17 protein-coding genes are annotated in these 19568 nt (G+C 36.6%); 15 read left to right on the top strand and 2 right to left on the bottom strand.

Translation table 11 applies throughout. The features are described from left to right. Nucleotides 1-2: 2 nt before the first annotated feature. The 12 genes from VCM44_RS13780 (at nt 3) to VCM44_RS13835 (ending at nt 12834) form a co-directional block, all read left to right on the top strand. Nucleotides 3-2018: a hypothetical protein gene (locus VCM44_RS13780; RefSeq protein WP_115360833.1), complete on the top strand. Its 2016-nt coding sequence runs from the start codon at nt 3-5 to the stop codon at nt 2016-2018. Then, on the top strand, nt 2008-3162 hold the full coding sequence (locus VCM44_RS13785) for an NAD(P)/FAD-dependent oxidoreductase (RefSeq protein WP_115360832.1): 1155 nt from the start codon (nt 2008-2010) through the stop codon (nt 3160-3162). The genes VCM44_RS13780 and VCM44_RS13785 overlap by 11 nt, the downstream gene beginning before the upstream one ends. Nucleotides 3163-3174: 12 nt before the next feature. Then, nucleotides 3175-3735 carry a YceI family protein gene (locus tag VCM44_RS13790; protein ID WP_334679145.1) on the top strand — a complete coding sequence of 187 codons (561 nt, stop codon included), beginning with the start codon at nt 3175-3177 and terminating at the stop codon, nt 3733-3735. Between the two features lie 45 nt (nt 3736-3780). Then, the gene (locus VCM44_RS13795; protein WP_158536825.1) at nt 3781-4122 is read left to right on the top strand and encodes a hypothetical protein; all 342 of its coding nucleotides are present in this window, start codon (nt 3781-3783) and stop codon (nt 4120-4122) included. 33 nt (nt 4123-4155) lie between these two features. After that, nucleotides 4156-4488: a hypothetical protein gene (locus VCM44_RS13800; RefSeq protein WP_133296909.1), complete on the top strand. Its 333-nt coding sequence runs from the start codon at nt 4156-4158 to the stop codon at nt 4486-4488. A 47-nt stretch (nt 4489-4535) separates the two neighbouring features. Then, on the top strand, nt 4536-5759 hold the full coding sequence (locus VCM44_RS13805; protein ID WP_115360823.1) for a TolC family protein: 1224 nt from the start codon (nt 4536-4538) through the stop codon (nt 5757-5759). After that, nucleotides 5756-6277, top strand: coding sequence for a hypothetical protein (locus VCM44_RS13810; protein WP_334679146.1), 522 nt, complete (start codon nt 5756-5758; stop codon nt 6275-6277). Before VCM44_RS13805 ends, VCM44_RS13810 begins: the two co-directional genes overlap by 4 nt. 15 nt (nt 6278-6292) lie before the next feature. Next, on the top strand, nt 6293-9412 hold the full coding sequence (locus VCM44_RS13815) for an efflux RND transporter permease subunit (RefSeq protein WP_334679147.1): 3120 nt from the start codon (nt 6293-6295) through the stop codon (nt 9410-9412). 164 nt (nt 9413-9576) lie between these two features. Further along, the gene (locus VCM44_RS13820) at nt 9577-10362 is read left to right on the top strand and encodes a hypothetical protein (protein WP_334679148.1); all 786 of its coding nucleotides are present in this window, start codon (nt 9577-9579) and stop codon (nt 10360-10362) included. A 134-nt stretch (nt 10363-10496) separates the two neighbouring features. After that, complete coding sequence (locus tag VCM44_RS13825; RefSeq protein WP_334679149.1) at nt 10497-11054, top strand: hypothetical protein; 558 nt, start codon at nt 10497-10499, stop codon at nt 11052-11054. Between the two features lie 121 nt (nt 11055-11175). Beyond that, nucleotides 11176-12285, top strand: coding sequence for a hypothetical protein (locus tag VCM44_RS13830; RefSeq protein WP_334679150.1), 1110 nt, complete (start codon nt 11176-11178; stop codon nt 12283-12285). Between the two features lie 33 nt (nt 12286-12318). After that, nucleotides 12319-12834 carry a hypothetical protein gene (locus VCM44_RS13835; RefSeq protein ID WP_115360814.1) on the top strand — a complete coding sequence of 172 codons (516 nt, stop codon included), beginning with the start codon at nt 12319-12321 and terminating at the stop codon, nt 12832-12834. Here the strand turns inward: VCM44_RS13835 and recQ are convergent. After that, nucleotides 12818-14704 (bottom strand): DNA helicase RecQ, encoded by a 1887-nt coding sequence (gene recQ / locus VCM44_RS13840; protein WP_334679151.1) that lies wholly within the window; start codon nt 14702-14704, stop codon nt 12818-12820. The two genes, VCM44_RS13835 and recQ, sit on opposite strands and share 17 nt — an antisense overlap. A 131-nt stretch (nt 14705-14835) precedes the next feature. Here recQ and VCM44_RS13845 point away from each other — a divergent pair, with 131 nt between their 5' ends. Genes VCM44_RS13845 through VCM44_RS13855 form a run of 3 tightly spaced genes read left to right on the top strand, consistent with a single transcriptional unit; the run spans nt 14836 to nt 18582 of the window. Further along, nucleotides 14836-15426: an arylesterase gene (locus VCM44_RS13845; protein WP_334679152.1), complete on the top strand. Its 591-nt coding sequence runs from the start codon at nt 14836-14838 to the stop codon at nt 15424-15426. Further along, complete coding sequence (locus VCM44_RS13850) at nt 15426-16103, top strand: ABC transporter ATP-binding protein (protein ID WP_199506625.1); 678 nt, start codon at nt 15426-15428, stop codon at nt 16101-16103. The genes VCM44_RS13845 and VCM44_RS13850 overlap by 1 nt, the downstream gene beginning before the upstream one ends. Next, nucleotides 16093-18582 carry an ABC transporter permease gene (locus VCM44_RS13855; RefSeq protein WP_334679153.1) on the top strand — a complete coding sequence of 830 codons (2490 nt, stop codon included), beginning with the start codon at nt 16093-16095 and terminating at the stop codon, nt 18580-18582. The genes VCM44_RS13850 and VCM44_RS13855 overlap by 11 nt, the downstream gene beginning before the upstream one ends. A gap of 43 nt (nt 18583-18625) precedes the next feature. On the opposite strand, the gene VCM44_RS13860 is transcribed toward VCM44_RS13855, so the two are convergent. Beyond that, nucleotides 18626-19420: a hypothetical protein gene (locus tag VCM44_RS13860; RefSeq protein ID WP_334679154.1), complete on the bottom strand. Its 795-nt coding sequence runs from the start codon at nt 19418-19420 to the stop codon at nt 18626-18628. Between the last annotated feature and the right edge of the window lie 148 nt (nt 19421-19568).

Raw genomic sequence — 19568 nt, forward strand, 5'->3', positions numbered from 1 at the left:
CCTTGAACTTCAATCGCGCCGCCCTCATTCTCATCTTTCTTGCAGCCTTTGGTGCCATGTTCTCTTACACAAGAGAGCTGGCCCAGAAGAATCCAGAATCTATCTTTCTAACTGATGAAGGAATGGAAAAGTTTGAAAAATTCCAAGAGGATTTTCCAGAAGTCGAGTCATTAGTGATCTACTCTCATGGTATGCCTACCGTGAATACCTACGAAGATCTTGAGGTATTTGGAAAGAAGCTAGAGGAGGCATGTGATGATGAATGTTACTTTCTCTATCCACATGAATTAGTTAGGAAACGCCAGGACTACTTAGACAGATTAAAGGAAAGAGACTTCAAAAGTCTTGAGTTAACATCTTCAGAAAGTGTCGGCTTTATCGTCTTTAATAAAGGGGAGAAGGGGCAGTTAAAAAATATTGTTAGGGAAGTGGAGAAACAAGTTCGCTTTCATTGTGCAGGTCATGACTATACAAATTACCAATTGGATAAGTCTTCTGAGGTCGTGCAAGAAAAGATCTTTCCATTTCTCTTTGCCTTCTCTTTATTTCTACTCTTTGTCTTTATTAGAAATATCGTAGATTCGATTCTCTTATTCTTTCCATGTGTCCTCTCTTCTATACTCTCTCTTAGTGTCATTAAGTATTTCTTTCATCATATGAATATGGTGAATTCAATAGTGCCCTTGATGACTTTTGTGATTACTTTATCTCTTGGACAACATCTTTATTTTACTGCAAGAGATATGGGATCCCTAAAGCTTGCCTTAAAAGTAAAATTAAAGCCAATTGTCTTAATGCTTATCACAACCTTTATAGGCTTCTTGTCTTTATATATTAGTGAGATTTTTGTCATTAGAAGCTTTGGTCTACTCAGTAGCTTTCTCATTCTTATCTCATCGATCTTAGCAATTATATGGCTAATATCTGTTGAAGGGCTCCTTCACTACCGTAGAGATCGAGAATATAAGTTAAGACTCTATCCTAAAAAGAGCCTTTCTTTTTTTGGGATTATTTCTCTTGTTGTAATTGCTCTCCTGGCAGGGATTTGGGGAGGAAATAATGTGAAGGTTATCACTGATGCCACAAAGTACTTTCCTAAAGAAAGTGATATACATGCAAGTTTTGAAGAAGTAACGAAGCTTGCAGGTGGAGTGCCCATCGTTGAAATTGGTATTAACACAAAGGACTATGAGTCTTTAAAACATATTCTTAAATTAGAAAATGAGTTGAAAGAAGTAACAGGTCTTAAGGTCTTTTCACGAAATCAGATGATTCAAAGAATTAATAAAGACTATAGTGGAAGCCTCTCAATACCTGAAAATCGTTTTGCCTATACTACGCTGTATTCAAAAGCACCAGAGGCCTTAAGGGAAGCCTATTCTATTGATGGCGAATATAAGATCACTTTACTCGGTGCTCCTCTAAATGTTGATAAGTATGAAAGTCTTATAAAAAAAGTGCATCAGATTCTAAAAGGGCAGAATTACACAATTGATGGCCTTTATTATAATTTAATGATTTCTCAAAAAGAGATGGTTCATACGCTATCAAAAAGCTTTCTTATTAGTCTTATCATTATGGCATTGATAGCAGTGATAACACTTAAGGAGCTTAAGTTATTTATTATTTTTATTCTCGTTAATACACTACCTTTAGGGCTCTCTCTTGGTTTTTTAAACCTTAGTGATATGTCACTTAATATTGCTACTGTTATGACTTATAGTGTAGGTCTTGGAATTGTGGTGGATAGCACATTCCATATTCTTCATTATCTAGGTAGTCATAAGTTTTCCATGGAAGAATACCTCGAGACAATTGTTAAACCCGTCTTAACAAGTTCAATTACATTGATTGTCGCATTCCTCTTATTTGGCGCCTACGATTTTCTACCAATAAAGGAATTTGGGCTCAATCTTTCATTTATTTTACTTTGTGGGATGATATTTGATCTCTTTGTTCTACCAACTCTTTACTTAGGACGATCTGATTTTAACACTGGGGGAAGTCATGATTTATGATGCAATTGTTATTGGAGCCGGCCCAGCTGGGTGCATCTTTTCACACCTTATGGCAAAACAAGGAAATAAGATTTTAATTTTGGAAAGACAATCAGAAATAAAGAGGAAGGTTTGTGGAGAATATCTTTGTCCTGAAGGAGTTAAATCCCTTAGAGAATTAGATTTAAATCATGTCTTATCTGGCTTTAAACATCTAAATGGAATGATTATCCATTCTCCGAAAGGAGCGGTTGTCGATTCAAATTTTCCAGCTAGTCATGGCCGTTCTAATTATGGAGTCAGTGTTAATCGTGAAGTCTTTGATAACCGTCTCCTCTCTCAAGCAATGGAGAGTGGGGCACAAGTAAAAATGGGAACAACAGTTGTCGAGATTAAATTTAATAGTTCTTTCTGGCAGATTAAAACTTTTGATGGAGGAGAGTTTTATTGCCGTCTCTTAATTGGTGCTGATGGCAGAAATTCATTTGTTGCTAAAAGTCTTAATCTAAAGCTTGAAAACGAAAAGAAGAATATTGCTCTACATGCTTGGCTTCCTTGTAAAAGAAAACTTCCTCGAAAAGGACAAATGTTTATTTTTGATGAAGGTTGCTATATTGGTGTTGATCCAATCAATGACAAAGAAGTTAATATCTCTCTTGTGTGTCAGGCAAAGCATATAAAGAAATACGGCTCGGCAAATGATACGTTTGAATTCTATCTTAATAAAATAAAAGATCAAATAGGAGTCTCTATCACAAAAGAGATAAAGGTTCATACCAGTTTTCCTATCGAGCACTCTGTAAGCGATATCATAAAAACAAATGTCGCCTTAATAGGTGATGCCGCTGGATTCGTTGATCCTATTACAGGTGAAGGGATCTTTAATGCCATCAAGACTGCCCATATGTTAGTGCAGTCTTTAGAGGATTACCCATCTCTTGTGAGTTTTGAGCAGGGCCTTCTGAATTATAAACAAAAAAAAGAACTCTACTTTAAAGAAAAGACAAGACTTAATAAGGGATTTCAATGGCTCATTCGTTCTAAGCTCCTTGTTGAGATCGTTGCGGCCTTTATTAATTTAAGTCAGAAAAAAAGAGATGCTTTCATCGGCATTATTGGAAATATCTACACACCATTTCGTGGTGTAATGAAAATGATTTTTTAAATCGAGGTTTATATGAAGAATATACTTATTGGATTCATGACAATTCTATTTTTTCAGTCTCTTTATGCAAAGGAGCTGAGCTTAAATTATAACGATTATGACAGTGCACATAGTGGAGATAAGAAAATCATCTTTCATATGGAGTCCACTAAGGCGGGGCTTATTACAACCAGTTTTGATGGTGTCGTTAAAGAAGGAAGTATTGTATATAAAGAGGAAAAAGGGCAATATCGAGATGTTGTTATTAGGATAAAGGCAATGAGCTTGGATACTGATAACGATGCAAGAAATGAAAAAATGTATGAGGAGACATTAACTGTTAAGAAGTATCCTGAAATCATTGTTTCTCTAAAAGGTCCTATCAAGTTTAATCAAGAAAATATTGCTATCATTAAAATTAGAGGGCAAGAGTATCCAATTAAAATCTTTATGAGGGAAAGTCATAATGAAAAACAAACCTTGATTTCAGGGCATTCAAATGTATCAATTAAGGCGTTAAAGATATCAGATCCATCAATTTGGATTGCCTCTGTCAGAGATCTCGTTGAGATAAAATTCACATTTGTCCTTTAATTTGTTAACATGCATTGCAATACAAAAGTTTGAAAAGGATAAATCTTGAAAGATGCAAAACTAGTGTGGTCTGACGAGGCCGGTGATTTACGCCAAAAAAATTCAAAGAAGAACTCAAATAAAAATGCCAACGAAGAAGTTAACGAATCTGAACTTGTTCTAAGTATTAGACGACTTACCTCAGGTAAGGGCCGTGCTATTGTGGAGATCTCAAGCCTTCCAAATAATAAGAAATGGTGCCAAAAACTAGCAAAAGAATGCAAGAAGTCCCTAGGTGTAGGCGGTGCTTATAAGAATGATTATATCGAAGTTCATGGTGAAAAACTTGAAGAAGTGAAGGCGCTACTCGATAAAAAGAATTTGAAGTGGAAGCAGACTGGAGGCTAGACTATCAAATATTTGCGTGCTAATATTTTTATCATGTTAAGAATTCTTCTTTCTCTATTCACAATTGCCATGATTTTTGTGAGCTTCTCTCACGAGGCCCACGAAGTTATGACTGAACTACAAGTTAAAGTAGAGAAAATTAATTCCTCACACGATATTACTCCTGCTAATCACTGCGATGGCCATGATAGTAACCCAGACCACTGTCATATTCATTGTACAGGACTCCATTTCGTGGCCGATATACACCAAGTACACCAGTTAGATGTGCCAGTTAAAATTGAATCTCAATTATTAACTTCTGGAGATAATTTCTTTAAGTCTCCATTCCTAGATCCCACAATAAAACCACCTTCTTATTCTTAACTAAATTTAACACGACTTTTATCAAAGAATATTAGAAGGATAGTTGCATGAAATGCTTATACACTTGCGTCTTAACGCTTGTACTCTCACAAGTAGTGTTTGCTACAAAGAGTACTTGTCAGATTAAAGACGCCAATGAGTTCTTAAGGCTCATTAAAGAAAACCATCAAGTCAATCTCTTGGCCGAATCAACAAGAGAGTCTCTAGCAGGAGAAATTGAATCTGCTAATGCTGTTTATAATCCAGAATTTGAATCTGAGATTGTTTCTGGTGGCAGTGGTGAATTAAACTCCATGATTAAGGTTACTCAAACATTTGAGCTTGGTGGAAAGCGTGGGGCCCGTGAAAGTCTTGCGAAAAATCAAATGGTACTGGGTGAATTAGAAATAAAGAATAACAAAGAGAATGTTATTTTAGAAAATGTTTTGAGTCTTTACCGCTTAAGACAAATTAATGAATTGATACCGATTTATAAAGAAGCTTATGAGTCTCTACAGAGTCTTTTAAAGAAGAAGGGCCGTATCAAGAAATCTCTCTCTCCTTCACAGGAGGTTGAATATGAAACTCTTTCACTTGCCATTGATGATTACTACCTAAAGCTTTCTGAATTAACTGCTAAGAGAGCAACGCTTTTAACTCATTTGAAATTAAATGCAGGAGGAGGTTGTAGTGTTAGGCTAACTTCTTTACCAAGAGAATTTCGTTTTAAGAATATTTCCATGCACGAGCTTAACTTAGAAGAAAGTACTGAGTATCAAAAGAATAAGGCAAAGCTTTTGGCCGCAAGGTCTAGTTATGATCTGGCAAAGTCTAATGCCTATAGTGATTTAAAAATCGGGCCGATGTATGAGTTTGCAAAGGCCGATAACCAAAAGGATCATGCTTTTGGATTAAGTCTGACTTTCGATATACCTGTTTTAAATACCAATGATGGGTCAAAAGCGAAAGGTCTGGCCCAAGTTAAGAGGGCCGAATTTAATATGCGCTATCAAGAAATTGACTTAAAGATGGACTTAAATAATTGGCTGGCCAAGTACAAGAGGTATAAGTCTGTTTATCAGCGTATGGTTTCAAGAAGTTCACTTGAGAAGAAACATAAGCGTATTGAAACTCTCTTTCAACGAGGAGTCATTTCTACTGGCCTTGTTATTGAGGCTCATAGGCAACTCGTTGATTTCACTAATCGTCGTAACGATTATGAACTTGGAGCCGTTGAAGCTTTATGGAATATCTATCTGTTACGCGGATCAATTTTAAAGGAAAGAATATGAAATATATTAAGTTAATAGTCTTAGTCTTCTCTCTAAGCATTTTTGCTAGTGGAGACGATCACCACGATAATCACCACGAGGACCACCATGAAGAACACAATGGTGAACACAAAGGTGAGCATGGAGAACATCATGACGATCATGACGATCATGACGATCATGACGATCATGACGATCATCATGGACACGGAAATGAAAAATCAGGAAAAAATAAGGCCATCACAGAAATTGACGAGCACTTGGGCTTAAAGCTTTCACCTCAAGCAACAGCACGCTTAAAGATTAAAACCATTCCTTTTTCTTATAATTTAAGTGATCTAAATAAGTCATCATATGTGATCATCGGAAAAGAGCGCGCTCTTTATCGTAAAAGAAATGGTTTTTATAAGCTTATTGATGAGCATGATTTTTCCACTGCATTTAAACCCTCAGATGAAATTGTCATTGAAGGAATAGAGCTACTTAGAATAAGCGATATCTTCTCAACTGATAAGTCTGAATACGGCCACGCACATTAGGATTGGGGGGATAAGATGAATTTAATTAATAAGCTTATTGAATTTAGTGTTCACAATCGACTCTTTGTCTTTATAGCAACGGTTATTCTCATTATTGGTGGGATCTATTCATTTGATCGACTAGCAATTGATGCTGTTCCAGATATAACAAATACTCAAGTACAGGTTAATACCGGAGTTAAGGGTCTAACACCCGAAGAAATTGAGCGAATGGTGACTTTTCCAATTGAGTCGGCCTTAACAGGTATGCCTGGAGTAGAACAGACACGCTCAGTTTCAAAGTATGGAATCTCACAAGTTACAGTAATCTTTAGTGAAGAGACTGATATTTACAAGGCCCGTCAGTTAACGTCAGAAAAACTTGTTAACCTGGATCTTCCTCAAGGAATTAAGCCTGAAATGGGCCCGATTTCCACTGGTCTTGGAGAGATTTTTCATTACTCTCTAAAATCTAAGAAAGAATATGTTAACGAATCGGAGGAGCTTCTTACTTTAATGGAGCTTCGCTCAATTCAAGACTGGTTTATTAAACCAAGACTTCTCACTGTAAAGGGAGTAACGGAAGTTAACACAACTGGTGGTTATCAAAAGCAGTACTTCATCCAGCCTAATATCAATCAAATGTCTCGTTTCGGAATTCACTTTGATGATATTGAGGAGGCCATCAAAAGTACGAATCTTAATGTGGGGGGAGGCTATATTCCTCAAACAGGTGAGCAGCTCTTAGTACGTGGTGTTGGTCTTTTAAAATCAATTTCAGATATTGAAAATATTGTGATTAAGAGACTTGGATCGCTTGATATCATTCGTGTTAAGGATGTTGCGGCCGTTAAGTTTGATAAAGAAATTCGTACCGGAGCTGCCACTCATAATGGTGAAGAAATTGTTCTTGGGACGGCCTTTATGCTTCTTGGTGAAAACTCTCGTGCCGTCTCTCTACGCTTAAAAGATAAGATTGATGAGATTAAGAAGAACTTACCAGAATGGGTGGAGTTAGAAGTTGTCTATAATCGTTCTGACATGGTTAATGCTACTTTAAGTACTGTCGAGCATAACTTAATTGTTGGAGCGGGTCTTGTCATGGCCTTTCTCATGCTTCTTGTTGGAAATTTTAGAGCAGCTATCATTGTCGCAGCAACAATTCCAATTTCTCTTCTTATTACTTTTATTCTAATGCACTGGCAAAATGTTTCAGGGAATCTCATGAGCCTTGGTGCTTTAGACTTTGGTATTATTGTTGATGGTGCTGTTATTGTTATTGAAAATTGTGTTCATCGTCTACAAAAGCGAACTAAGGAGTTAGGAAGGTCTTTATCAAGAGATGAGATTAAAAGTCTTGTGATTCAAAGTGCTATCGAAATTCGCTCAGCTGCAGGTTTTGGTGAGCTCATCGTTATCGTCGTTTTCATTCCTCTCTTTGCTTTAACAGGTATTGAAGGAAAGATGTTTGGGCCTATGGCCATGACTTTTATTATGGCCTTAGCAAGTGCCCTTGTTCTCTCATTCACTCTTGTTCCGGCCCTGGCCGCAACGTTCTTAAGTTCAAATACAAAAGATGTGGAACCAAGACTTATGACAATGGCAAAGCGGTCTTTTGCGCCTATTTTAAATCTAGCATTAAGGTTTAAAAAAGTTGTTCTTGGTTTTGGATTAGCAAGTATCGCTCTTGGTGTCTTACTTTTTTCTTCTCTTGGATCAGAATTTATCCCACAACTTGATGAAGGAGACTTTGCTGTCCAATTTATTCGTCCTGCAAATATCAGTATTGAAAACTCAATTAAACTTCAACGCTTAAGTGAAGATGTCATTAAAGAATTCCCTCATGTTAAAAATGCTTTTGGCCGTACTGGTGCAAGTGAAATTAGTACTGATCCTATGGGAGTTAATATCTCAGACACCTATGTCATGCTAAATCCTAAAAGTATGTGGCCTAAAGGAGATATTAAAACGAAGAAGGATTTGATGGAGGAGATTCGCAAGGCCTTGGCCAATAATATTCCGGCCCAAGTGATGATGTTTTCACAACCAGTTGAACTTCGTTTTAATGAGATTCTTGAAGGGACTCGATCTGAAGTTTCAGCTAAGGTCTACGGTGAAGATCTGGCCGTCATAACTGATGTTGCAAATAAGGTTGCGTCCGCAATTAAGAAAGTCGATGGTGCAGGAGAAGTAGAAGTCGAATCAAAGGGAATGTCTCCAATGATTCAATACACTCCTAAACTCGATGAACTTGCAAAACTTGGTGTTAGTAGTAAACCAGTATTAGATGTCATTTCAACGGCCATTGGTGGCGCTCAAGTTGGTAGCATTTATGATGGTGTTAAGAAGTATCCAATTGTCACAAGACTCTCTGGTGAAGAAAGGCGTGATGTTGAAACGATCTCCAATCTACCTGTCGGAATTTCAGATGGGTATACTGTAAAAATAAGTGACGTTGCCCATATTGATTTTTCTGAAACCTATTCTTCTGTAAATCGAGAAAACTCTGTTCGAAGACTTGCTATTCTTATCAATCCAAAAACTCGTGATATTGAAAACTTTGTAAAGAATGCATCTAAGGAAGTTGAGAAGCTTAAGCTTCCTGATGGCTACTATGTTGAATGGGGTGGAAGCTTTAGGAATCTCATTTCTGCTAAGAAGCGCTTAAGTATTCTTGTTCCACTCTCGCTTCTTCTTATTCTTGTGATGCTTTATGGAGCCTTTAAGAATTATGCACAAGTGATTCTCATCTTTTTATGTGCACCGATGGCCTTGATTGGCGGTGTACTCTCTCTTAAGTTTTTAGGCTTACCATTTAGTATTTCAGCTGGAGTGGGCTTTATTGCTCTTTGTGGGATTAGTATCTTAAATGGGGTTGTTCTTGTGACTTACTTTAATCGCCTTCTAAAAGATGGAAAGTCTCCAGATGATGTGGTTCGTGAAGGAACAATGATTAGACTTCGCCCTGTTCTTATGACCGCCCTAACTGATATCTTCGGCTTTTTACCAATGGTTTTTTCAACGGGACTTGGAGCCGAAGTTCAGCGCCCACTTGCAACAGTTGTTGTTGGGGGAATATTGTCGGCAACAATTTTAACATTAATTGTCTTACCATCTCTCTATCGACTCTTTATTCATAAAATGCGTCCACAATAACCTGTAAGGCCTTAAAATTTAAGAGCAATCTTAAGTTTTAAGGCTTTCTTTTATCTGTCACAATATGGTGTTTAATTTTAGTTCACTAGCTTTAAATTTTTCAATTTTAGAATATTTTACTCAATAAATGATAATTTATTCACAAATACCTTATAGGGGAGAAAATGAGGAAAATTTCAATTATTGCATTACTTGCATTTATGAACCTATCTGCTTCGGCCAGTCTTTCAAACATAGAAGGATTATCGAGTTGTCGTTTCTCAAGTAAGTATGAAGCACGAAATTTTGCAAAGGCTCTTGATGGCTCTGTTGTTGCAGCGGCTCGAATTAGCACTGCTGATCTTGCTCAAGTCGATTCGTGTTCGACTGCTATGACGATGGCACTAAAAGAAGGTTATAAATACGAAGATATTATCAATAACGTTGATACTTCTAAGAAGCTATTTGATAACGGTGTCGAAGCAACAATACTTTTAAAAGGTGTTGATGAGTATGTCGTCAATGGTGCGACTTACACTGGTACAAATTCGATCATTGATGGTGACTTTGACATGATGGTTAGTGTTAATGGTAAGCGAAATGAGATTTCTCAAGGTATCCCAACTGATGTGGGAAGCAATTCATTCATAATTAAAGTTCTTTCCGATAAGAAGATTAATATTAGTAGCAAAGAAAATGATCTGGATGCCAATGTAAATGCAATTATCACTAAGGATGAAAAAGGTGAGATAAAATCTTTTTCTGTACTTTCTAAAGACTTAGAAGCCTTTTTAAAGCCTGTCCTTGACGAACAAGGAATCTCTTTGGCCAAAGGCCTTAATATGAATACTCAGGATTTAAGTTTTGCCATGGATTATGAAGTGTCGGCCATGGATTGTGGAAAGGAGCTAAAAGGTGTTTTTAAATGCTCCAGCGCATTTATTTTTAAAATGTCAGTTCAATTCAAATAATCACTAAGCCCTTAATATATAAGGGCTTTTTTTGTGTCAATTTTTCTAACAGGCCCTATCTAATTTTCAATTACACCCAAAGTTTAATGTTTAGTTGTTAAATTAATTAAATATAAAATTTAGGGAGAGAAAATATGAAAAAGAAACTTATTATTTCTATGTTGGCACTTCTTAGTGCTCCTACTTTTGCTGCAAACGGTATCCAAGCATCTGTTGAGTTAAATGGAGTTGATACATATAAAGTAGAAAAAAATGTTCTGCAAGGTGATCGATCAAGCATTAATGGACAGGTTGATATGTTAATCGTTGTTGAAGGTCAAAGCCAAGAAGTTTCTCAAGTAGTTCCTGTACAAGTAGATTCTAATAATATGAGAATTGAAGTGGTATCAAAAGATGAAGTTCGTCTAATTGATGATGAATCAGGTATTAACACAATCGTTAAAGCAGACGTTAAAAAGTCTCTATTTGGACGTGTGAAGTCCGTTTATGTAAGTTCTGAAGAATTAGAAGCTGCGCTTAAGCCTGTTTTAGATGCACAAGGATTAGACCTTGCTAAAGGTTTTCATATGAAAACAGATGAGGGCTCTTTCTCTATGGACTATAAAGTTTCAGCTATGGAATGTAATGAAGTAGAGAAGAATGAATTAGAGTGTCGTTCTTCTTTCGTATTTAATATGTCTGTCCAATTCTAATTGGCACTAATTTGACCAACTTAGCTTATTAAGTTGGTCAAGTCTTTGATATCATTATAAATATAAGATAAATATTTAATTTCTGATATAATTACTCCGTTAAGTGTAATGGGAGAATTATATGAGGAAATCATTTATTGCGACATTTACACTAATTTCATTAGTTTCAATACCCGCTCAATCAAAAATGATTGTTGAAAAAGAAGAATATAATGCTCAGGCCATTATCAAAGAGTATGCTCTTGAAAACTTCTATCAACGCTTCCTTGATATTACTAAAACCTATAATGAAAATCGTCTTGATCCTGAGACATTTGCAACTTCTTTCAAAGACGTTAAAGAACAACATAAGTTTTATCGTTGGGCCAAGAAAGTTGGTATAAAGAAATTACCAGAGGCAAAAATTGAAGAAGGAATTGCAACAATTCAAGTAGGTGAACATAGGATTCAATATTCGATTGCAACACTTGTTAAAAATGAAATCCTTGTCAATGGTAGGGCCTATGAATTTGAGAAATTAAGTTTTAATCAAGCATTCAATAAGCTTAAGGATAAGGTTAATACACAAAAGAGGGTGACAATCCTAGACCTTATTGTCAGTCCCGCATTTGCAGATGCAAATACAGGGTTAGAAAATGCGATGTTAGCAACACTACTATACTTAAACTCTGACTTTGCTGAGAGAGAGTGGTGCGTATCTTGCTCAGATGAAAATAAAGAAGTAACTAAGAAGAACTTTGAAAAGCTACTTTCAAAAGTAGATGAAAAAATAGTCGCATGTGAAAATGAATCTGCTGGAATTGAAGACGTCTATAGTAATATTTCATATTTTGAAGGTCGTGATGATGAGGGCGGTTTTAGAATGACTTCAGCTGCCAATCTCAAGAATTACTTTCCTCAAATTGAAAGAGAGTTAAAAGATGTAACATGTGAGTCTCTAGTCTTTGATATTTATAAAGATGAAATCTTTCCAGAAAAAAAGCATCTTATTACTCAATATGCAGAAGGTGATAGTTATCGCCGAGCAAATATGGCCACAACAGTGAAGCAGAAGTACGATAGTAAAGTTAAAGCAAGCTGTGATCGTGTTGCTCAATTAAATGCATGTATGCTTAATAACTCTTATTCAGCTCAAGATGTCTATAATAATTCGCGATCTTCAGGTGAAAAAGAATTCAACTGGCGCTCAAAACCTAGAAAAGATTATAAAGTACGAGGTATTTCACAATAGAATCTTCAGATCTTTTGTGCTAAAAATGACGCTATGGATGAATTATCAGAAGCATTTGAAAATATCTTAGAAAAAATTGAGTTTAAGAAGCATCAGCAATTTGCTGAATTCTTACCTAAGCTTATCCACGTCTCTAATGATTCGTCTAAGAGTACATACGCAATGTACAATAATATGGTTTTTAAACTCGACGAATTCTTTAAAGGAATGCCTAATTTTCAAAATGAATTTGGTAAGGATAAGAAGTATCTTGCAGGAACTCATGTTCTTCGTGCTATTACTGATGAGTTAGGCTTTGAATTAGATGATGAAGAACTTTTCATTATTTATCACTTAAGAGATCTTGGAAAATTTAGAAAGAGAGAAAAAGATCTCCACGATGAACTAAAGAGTCTTTGGACTCAGCCGCAGTACAAGGAGTTTGCTCTTGGTGATCAGGACTTTTCTCACGCTATTAAAAATCTTATGCGTGCAAAATTCATTGATTACCGTCGCGGAAATCTCCACATAAAGCCGTCTCTAATAGTAAGATTTAAGAATCGCTATTAACCGCTTCTAAAAAGATTTTTCCAAATCTCTTTAATTTCTTTGGCCCAACACCATAGATATCTTCTAGGTCGGTGAGGGTTTGTGGACGTTGCGCGGCCATCTCCATTAGTGTCTTATCTGGAAAGATCTTGAAGGCTTGAGTGCGTTTTTGCTTGGCAAGCTTGGAGCGCAGGACTCTTAAGTTCTCATAAAGAGTTTTATCTGTTCCGTCGTTAGGCTTATAAGTTGCTGCAGACTTTTTGCGAGTCGTTTTCTTTTTCGTCGTTTTTTTCTTTGTTGCCTTAGCTGCTTTCTTTGCTGCTTTTACTTTTGCAGCTGGCGCACCTTTTTTAAAATCTGCACGAATAAAGACCTCTTTTCGGCCTTCGATGACTTCAATGGCAGATTGAGTGAGTTTTATCTGAGAGGTTCCATCCATGATCATCTTAAGATGGCCTTGAGCAATGAGTTGGCGACAAAGCGAATAGAGAAAGCCTTCATCTTCATTAGATGCATAAGAAAAACTTGTTATATGGTGGTGCCCATTCTTTTGTATAACTCCCGAGATATTACCTTTAAGAACATCCACAATATAATGAACGTTGTAGCGTTGATCTGTTTCATAAACACAAGTAAGAACTGCCTTAGCTAGTTCTGTTGCATTGATACGCTTATGTTTCGTCTGATCGTTTAAGCAAATATCACAATTTCCACATGGGCCAATGTATGGATCATTAAAATAGTTTAGAAGGACCTCTCTACGACAAGTTGTTGCTTCACTAAAGCCTAGGATTGCATCAAGTTTTTCTTCTGTAACTCTTCTTCTAGCAGCAGAGCTTACGCCTTTAGTGGCAATTCGTTTAAGAAGAACAAGGTCTCTTAGTCCATAGAACATAAGGACTTTTGAAGGAAGGCCATCACGTCCAGCTCGTCCTGTTTCTTGGTAGTATGATTCAAGACATTTTGGCATATCCATATGGGCAACAAAACGAACGTCTGCTTTATCAATTCCCATTCCAAATGCAATGGTTGCTACAACGATGACGTTACTATCGTTAATAAACTTTTCTTGCACTTTTTCTCGGTAAGGAGCACTCATCCCGGCATGATAGGCATAGGCCTTAAAGCCTGCCTTAACAAGTTTATCTGCACATTCTTCAACACCACGGCGAGAGAGGCAGTAAACGATACCAGATTGGCCATCGAGGTTTTCACCAATGAATTCTTCAAGCTTATAAAAGTCTTTTTCTTTTGTGGTTTTCTTATTAACGGCGTAGGTGATATTAGGACGATCAAATGAGCTAATGAAAATACCTGCACCATGAAGGTTTAGACAGCGGATAATTTCTCCGCGAGTTGCCTCTCCCGCAGTTGCAGTTAAGGCCATTCTTGGAACATCTGGGAATTTCTTTGTAATCATTCCAAGTTGCATATACTCAGGTCTGAAATCATGGCCCCATTGAGAAACACAGTGGGCCTCATCAATTGCAAAGAGAGAAATCTCAACTCGCTCTAGGATACGTTGAAAGTATTCATTCATCATACGCTCAGGTGAGACGTAGAGAATTTTAATATTTCCATTTAGAAGATTACCAACAATATCATCTTGTTCACTATGAGATATTGATGAATTAAGATAAGCAGCTTCAACACCTTTTTCGATAAGTGCATCGACTTGATCTTTCATCAAAGCGATAAGAGGAGAGATTACAATGGCCGTCCCAAAGCGGGCCAAGGCAGGAATCTGATAGCATAATGACTTACCGCCACCTGTTGGCATTAGGACCAGTGCGTTGTTTCCAGCGATAACGCTTTCCACAATTTGCTCCTGTTTGCCGCGAAACGCATCATATTTGAATATATTTTGAAGTATTTCAATTCCCTGACTCACTACTATAGTTTAACTGATCAAAAAGGGTCGGCAAAGCTTTAAAAGCTGCAATGTTAAATCTTTGTAAAAAAGCGAAATGAACTTCGCTATTTTTGCTGTGATGCCATAGAATATTTAAAATGGGGTTTTATATGAATAAATTATTATTAGTTCTATTAATCAGCTTTAGTGCATTTGCATCAAATAAAGTGTTATTTCTAGGAGATTCTTTAACTGCTGGTTATGGAATTGACCCGGAAAAAGCCTATCCAAATCTGGTTAGAGATATTCTAAAGAAAGAAGGGATTGAGATCACTGTTATGAATGCTAGTATCAGTGGCTCAACTTCAGCTTCAGCTGTTTCCCGTCTAAAGTGGTCACTACGAGGTAAGCCAGATGTGATGTTATTAGCTCTTGGTGCAAATGACGGTCTAAGAGGAATTAAACTTCACTCGACAAAAGATAATCTTAAAAAGGCCATTAAATTAGCAAAATCAAAAGGTGTAAAAGTGATTCTTGCAGGAATGCAGATCCCACCAAATTATGGGCCTGAGTATACAAAAGAGTTTAAGAAAATGTTTCCTGATTTAAAAAAAGAAGAAGGAGTAACATTACTTCCTTTTCTCTTAAAAGACGTAGCAGGACAAAGAAAACTAAATTTAGATGATGGAATTCATCCAAATGAAGAAGGGCATAAGATCATTGCAAAAACTGTTGCCCCATTTATTAAGGGAGCACTTTAATGACTGAAATTGTTTTAACTTTAGATGAAGTAAAAAAAGACTTTTCTCAAGGGGAAGAAGTATTAAACGTTCTAAAGGGCGTTGACCTAAATGTTAGTGAAGGGGAAACCATTGCCATTCTAGGTAAGTCAGGAAGTGGTAAATCAACTCTGCTTTCACTACTGTGTGGAATTGATGATGCAACTTCCGGCAATATTTCTTATCGTTCTAATTCTCTCAAGAACTTAAATAGTGAAGAGATAACTGATCTTCGAGCAAAACATATTGGTGTTGTATTTCAACAATTTCACCTATTAGAACATCTAAACGCATATGAAAATGTTCTGCTACCTTTAGAGGTCAATGGTAATAGTGATAAAAGTGAGCGAGTGGACTACTTCTTAGAAAAAGTCGGAATGTCTCATCGAAAAAGTCACTTTCCAAACCAACTAAGTGGCGGAGAAAAGCAAAGGATTGCTATTGCCCGAGCTCTCGTTACTCATCCTGGTGTTTTATTGGCCGATGAGCCAAGTGGCTCTCTTGATGAGAATACAGGTGGTGAAGTTATGGATCTTATATTTGATATCGTTCGCGATGAAAGGATGAGTCTTGTTCTTGTGACTCACGATAAGGACTTAGCTAAGAGATGTGAAAAAATATATCATCTTGAGAATGGAGTTCTTAGTCTTGAAGATTAAAATGGTAATGCGAGAGCTAAGAAGCTCTCCTGTATTCTTTCTTATTTTTATTTTAAATTTATCAATTGGAATGGTTGGGCTTTCAACAATTGAAGTATTTAAATCTTCTTTTGATAATGCTTTAAGTGCAAAGTCCAAAACTCTTCTTGGTTCTGATATTTCTATTAGTTCAAGAATTGCCATCACAAAAGACAGTCTTGATACGGCCAAAGAAAATCTCGATTATACTGAGATGACTAAGAATCGCTCTCTTTATTCCATGCTCTTTAACGGTGATAAGTCTCGTTTAGTTAATGTTAGAGGACTTGGTGCAGGCTTTCCATTTTATGGAGATATCATTGTAAAAAGTGGAAAACACTTTAAAAATATAAAAGATAATGAAGTTTTTATTTATCCAGAGCTTGTTGGGCAACTAGGTTTAGAAGTTGGTGATAATGTAAAAATAGGGGAGAAGTCCTTTGTTGTCGCAGGAATTGTAGAAGAGGATGGCGCGGCCGGATTTTCGATGGGTCAGCTTGCCCCGAGATTATATCTTAAAAATGAAGTTTTAAATTCAACCCAGCTCATTAAGCCTGGGAGTACAATTTGGAGAAGTGTTCATTTTAAAATTGCAGGTGAACTCTCAGATAAGAATTTAAGAGAAGTCGAAAAGAATTTAGAAAGTAAAATTGTGGACTCATCCATTCGAGTGAGATCACCACAGTCTAATTCTCAAAGAGTCGGTCGATCGATGGATTATCTGGGAGACTTTCTTGGCCTAGTATCTCTTTGTGGTCTTTTTCTAGCAGGACTTGGCCTAATCTACCTTTTTAGAGGCTTCTTATTAAAACGTAGAAAAGACCTTGCTATCCTAAGTTTCATAGGAATGCGTAAGAAAGATATCTTTAAAATCTATACATTAAAGCTTTTCTTTCTAGCTCTTATTGGTTCTCTATTAGGTATTACAATTGGTTCGGCCTTTAGTCCTGTTATTCAGACTATGGTTAGTAAGAACCTAGGTATTGATATTAAATTGCAATTTGAATTAACAACATTCTTCGTCACAATGGCCGTTGGTGTTGCTTCAACAATTGTCTTAGCTCCAGCTTTAATTATTCCTTATTTAAGACTAGACCAGAAGGCACTATTTGATCACGATACAACGCTTTCACGTAATATTTATGATTATTTATTATATATTCCAATTATTCTTTTTTACTGGGTAATGGCCATTTACTTAAGTGAAAGTATAAAAGTTGGAAGTGCATTTATCGCCGTCTTCCTTGTTATTGTCGGTATATTCTTTCCGTTGGGAAGCTTTATCTTAGATAGGCTTGGTAAACTTAGATTAAATCTTAATCTCTCATCGAGTATGGCCTATAAGTATGTAACTCGACATAAGATTTCCACTTTATTTATTTTTCTGTGCCTATTTATATCGACTTCACTTATGACTCTCATCCCATCGGTGAAAAACATTCTAAGTGCAGAGCTTTCGCTTCCCGCAGAAGAAAGACCTGTGTATTTTCTTTTTGATATCCAACCCGAACAAGTCGATGATTTAAAGTCTTTTATTAAAGAAAATAAATTAGAGCTCTTAAATATCTCTCCAATCGTTCGAGGACGACTTGTTAAAATTAATGGTGAAGGTTATAAACCTAGTGAAGGAGAAGATCTTACAAGGGAAGAACAAAGAGAGAGAAGGAGTCGTAACCGCTCCACGAATCTAAGTTATCGTGATCACCTCGTACGCGGTGAGGAGATTATAGAAGGACGCCTGCCTAAGAAGTTCGACTTTGAAACTGATGAAGTTGCAGAAGTCGGCCTAGAGTATCGATATGCAAATCGACTTGGAGTTGATTTAGGTGATGAGTTAGAATTCAATGTTTTGGGAATGCCAATACTAGCTAAGGTTGTTGCTCTTAGATCAATTCGTTGGACAAGCTTTCTTCCAAACTTCTTTATCTCTTTTGGCCCTGGTGTTCTTGAGGATGCACCAAAAACTTTTATCGCAGCAGTTGGTAAAGGTGAGGGCGTTGTAAATGATGAGCTACAATCAAATTTCGCCGCTAAATTTCAAAACGTATCACTTATCGATATTCAAAGTTCTCTAAAGAGGATCGCAACAATAATGGAGAGTATCACAAAGATTCTAGTCACTATGAGCTTCATTGTTTTCTTAGTTGGGCTCTTAGTGATCTATTCTCTAATCTCACATCAATTAGAGTCACGAAGAGAGGATATCTCTCTTTTAAATATAATTGGAATTCGATTTAGTGAGATCAGAAAGTCTGTTATGAAAGAGATGGCATTGATGGCCATAAGCTCTGTTTTAGTGGGTATTGTCCTTGGCCAACTGGTAACTTTTGCAATTGCTGAATTACAATTTGATCTGCGCTATATCTTTAGTGGAGTTGAAATTATTGGCTTTGGTATGCTGATAATTGTTCTTTCAATTATCATTTCTTTTGCTTCTTTTAATCGCTTTATTAGAAAGTAAAGGCGGCCCGGTATAAAGGCCGCCTTGGAGTAAGTATTGAAATTTACCAGTTATATCTTTCGGCACAGAAATAACGGTAATCGTTTTGGTAGTAATTTAGATCATCTCTAAGGTCAGCACAGATGTCATAACCAACAGAACAAGTATATGAGTAAAATGTTTGCTCAACGTGATCAGTATAGCTATCAACTAACTCGTAATTACATGTATCATATGAACTGTAACGGTGACGGTAACCATTATAAATGAAGTATGGGTAATCTGATCCATACCAATAACCATCACTATATGAAACTCTTACTCTTAGCCAACGGTTGTTATATACGTAAATTGGTCTAATTGTTCTGTGGTAGTCACGAGTCGTGTACCAACGACGATTGTGTCTTACATGATCGCGATATGGCGTGTGGCGATATCGACGATATGCTCTTGTTGGATCTGGTCTTCTTGTACGAGAATCATCGTATCTTCTATCAGTCGTTCTTCTTGTACGAGAATCATCGTATCTTCTATCAGTGGTTCTTCTTGTGCGAGAATCATCGTATCTTCTATCGTCAGTTCTTCTTGTGCGAGAATCGTCGTATCTTCTATCATCTGTTCTTCTCGTACGTGAGTCATCATAGCGACGATCATTACGAGTTCTTGAGTTATCATAACGTCTGTCATCTCTTGTATTTCTTGAACGACTTCTATCTGATTGGTTATTACCACGTGTACGGCTATTGTCGTATTTTCCACTATTTCCACGTGATCGACGATCGCGGTCATCACGTCTACCAGCTGCAAAAGTTGTGGCCGTAAGTGCTGCTAGAACAGCAAAAAGAACTAATTTTCTCATGAAGAATCTCCCTAGAGTTTATTAAAATATTCTTTCTTCTAGCTTGGGAAAAAGGAGATTTGAAATAAAAATTTTATTTGGCCGAATAAATTAACTTTCTTACATTTATTGTTACGATATTATAGGTATTTGGAAGGATTTCTTACAT

The sequence above is a fragment of the Halobacteriovorax sp. DPLXC-1 genome (assembly GCF_036903125.1).
Taxonomy (GTDB): Bacteria; Bdellovibrionota; Bacteriovoracia; order Bacteriovoracales; family Bacteriovoracaceae; genus Halobacteriovorax_A; species Halobacteriovorax_A vibrionivorans.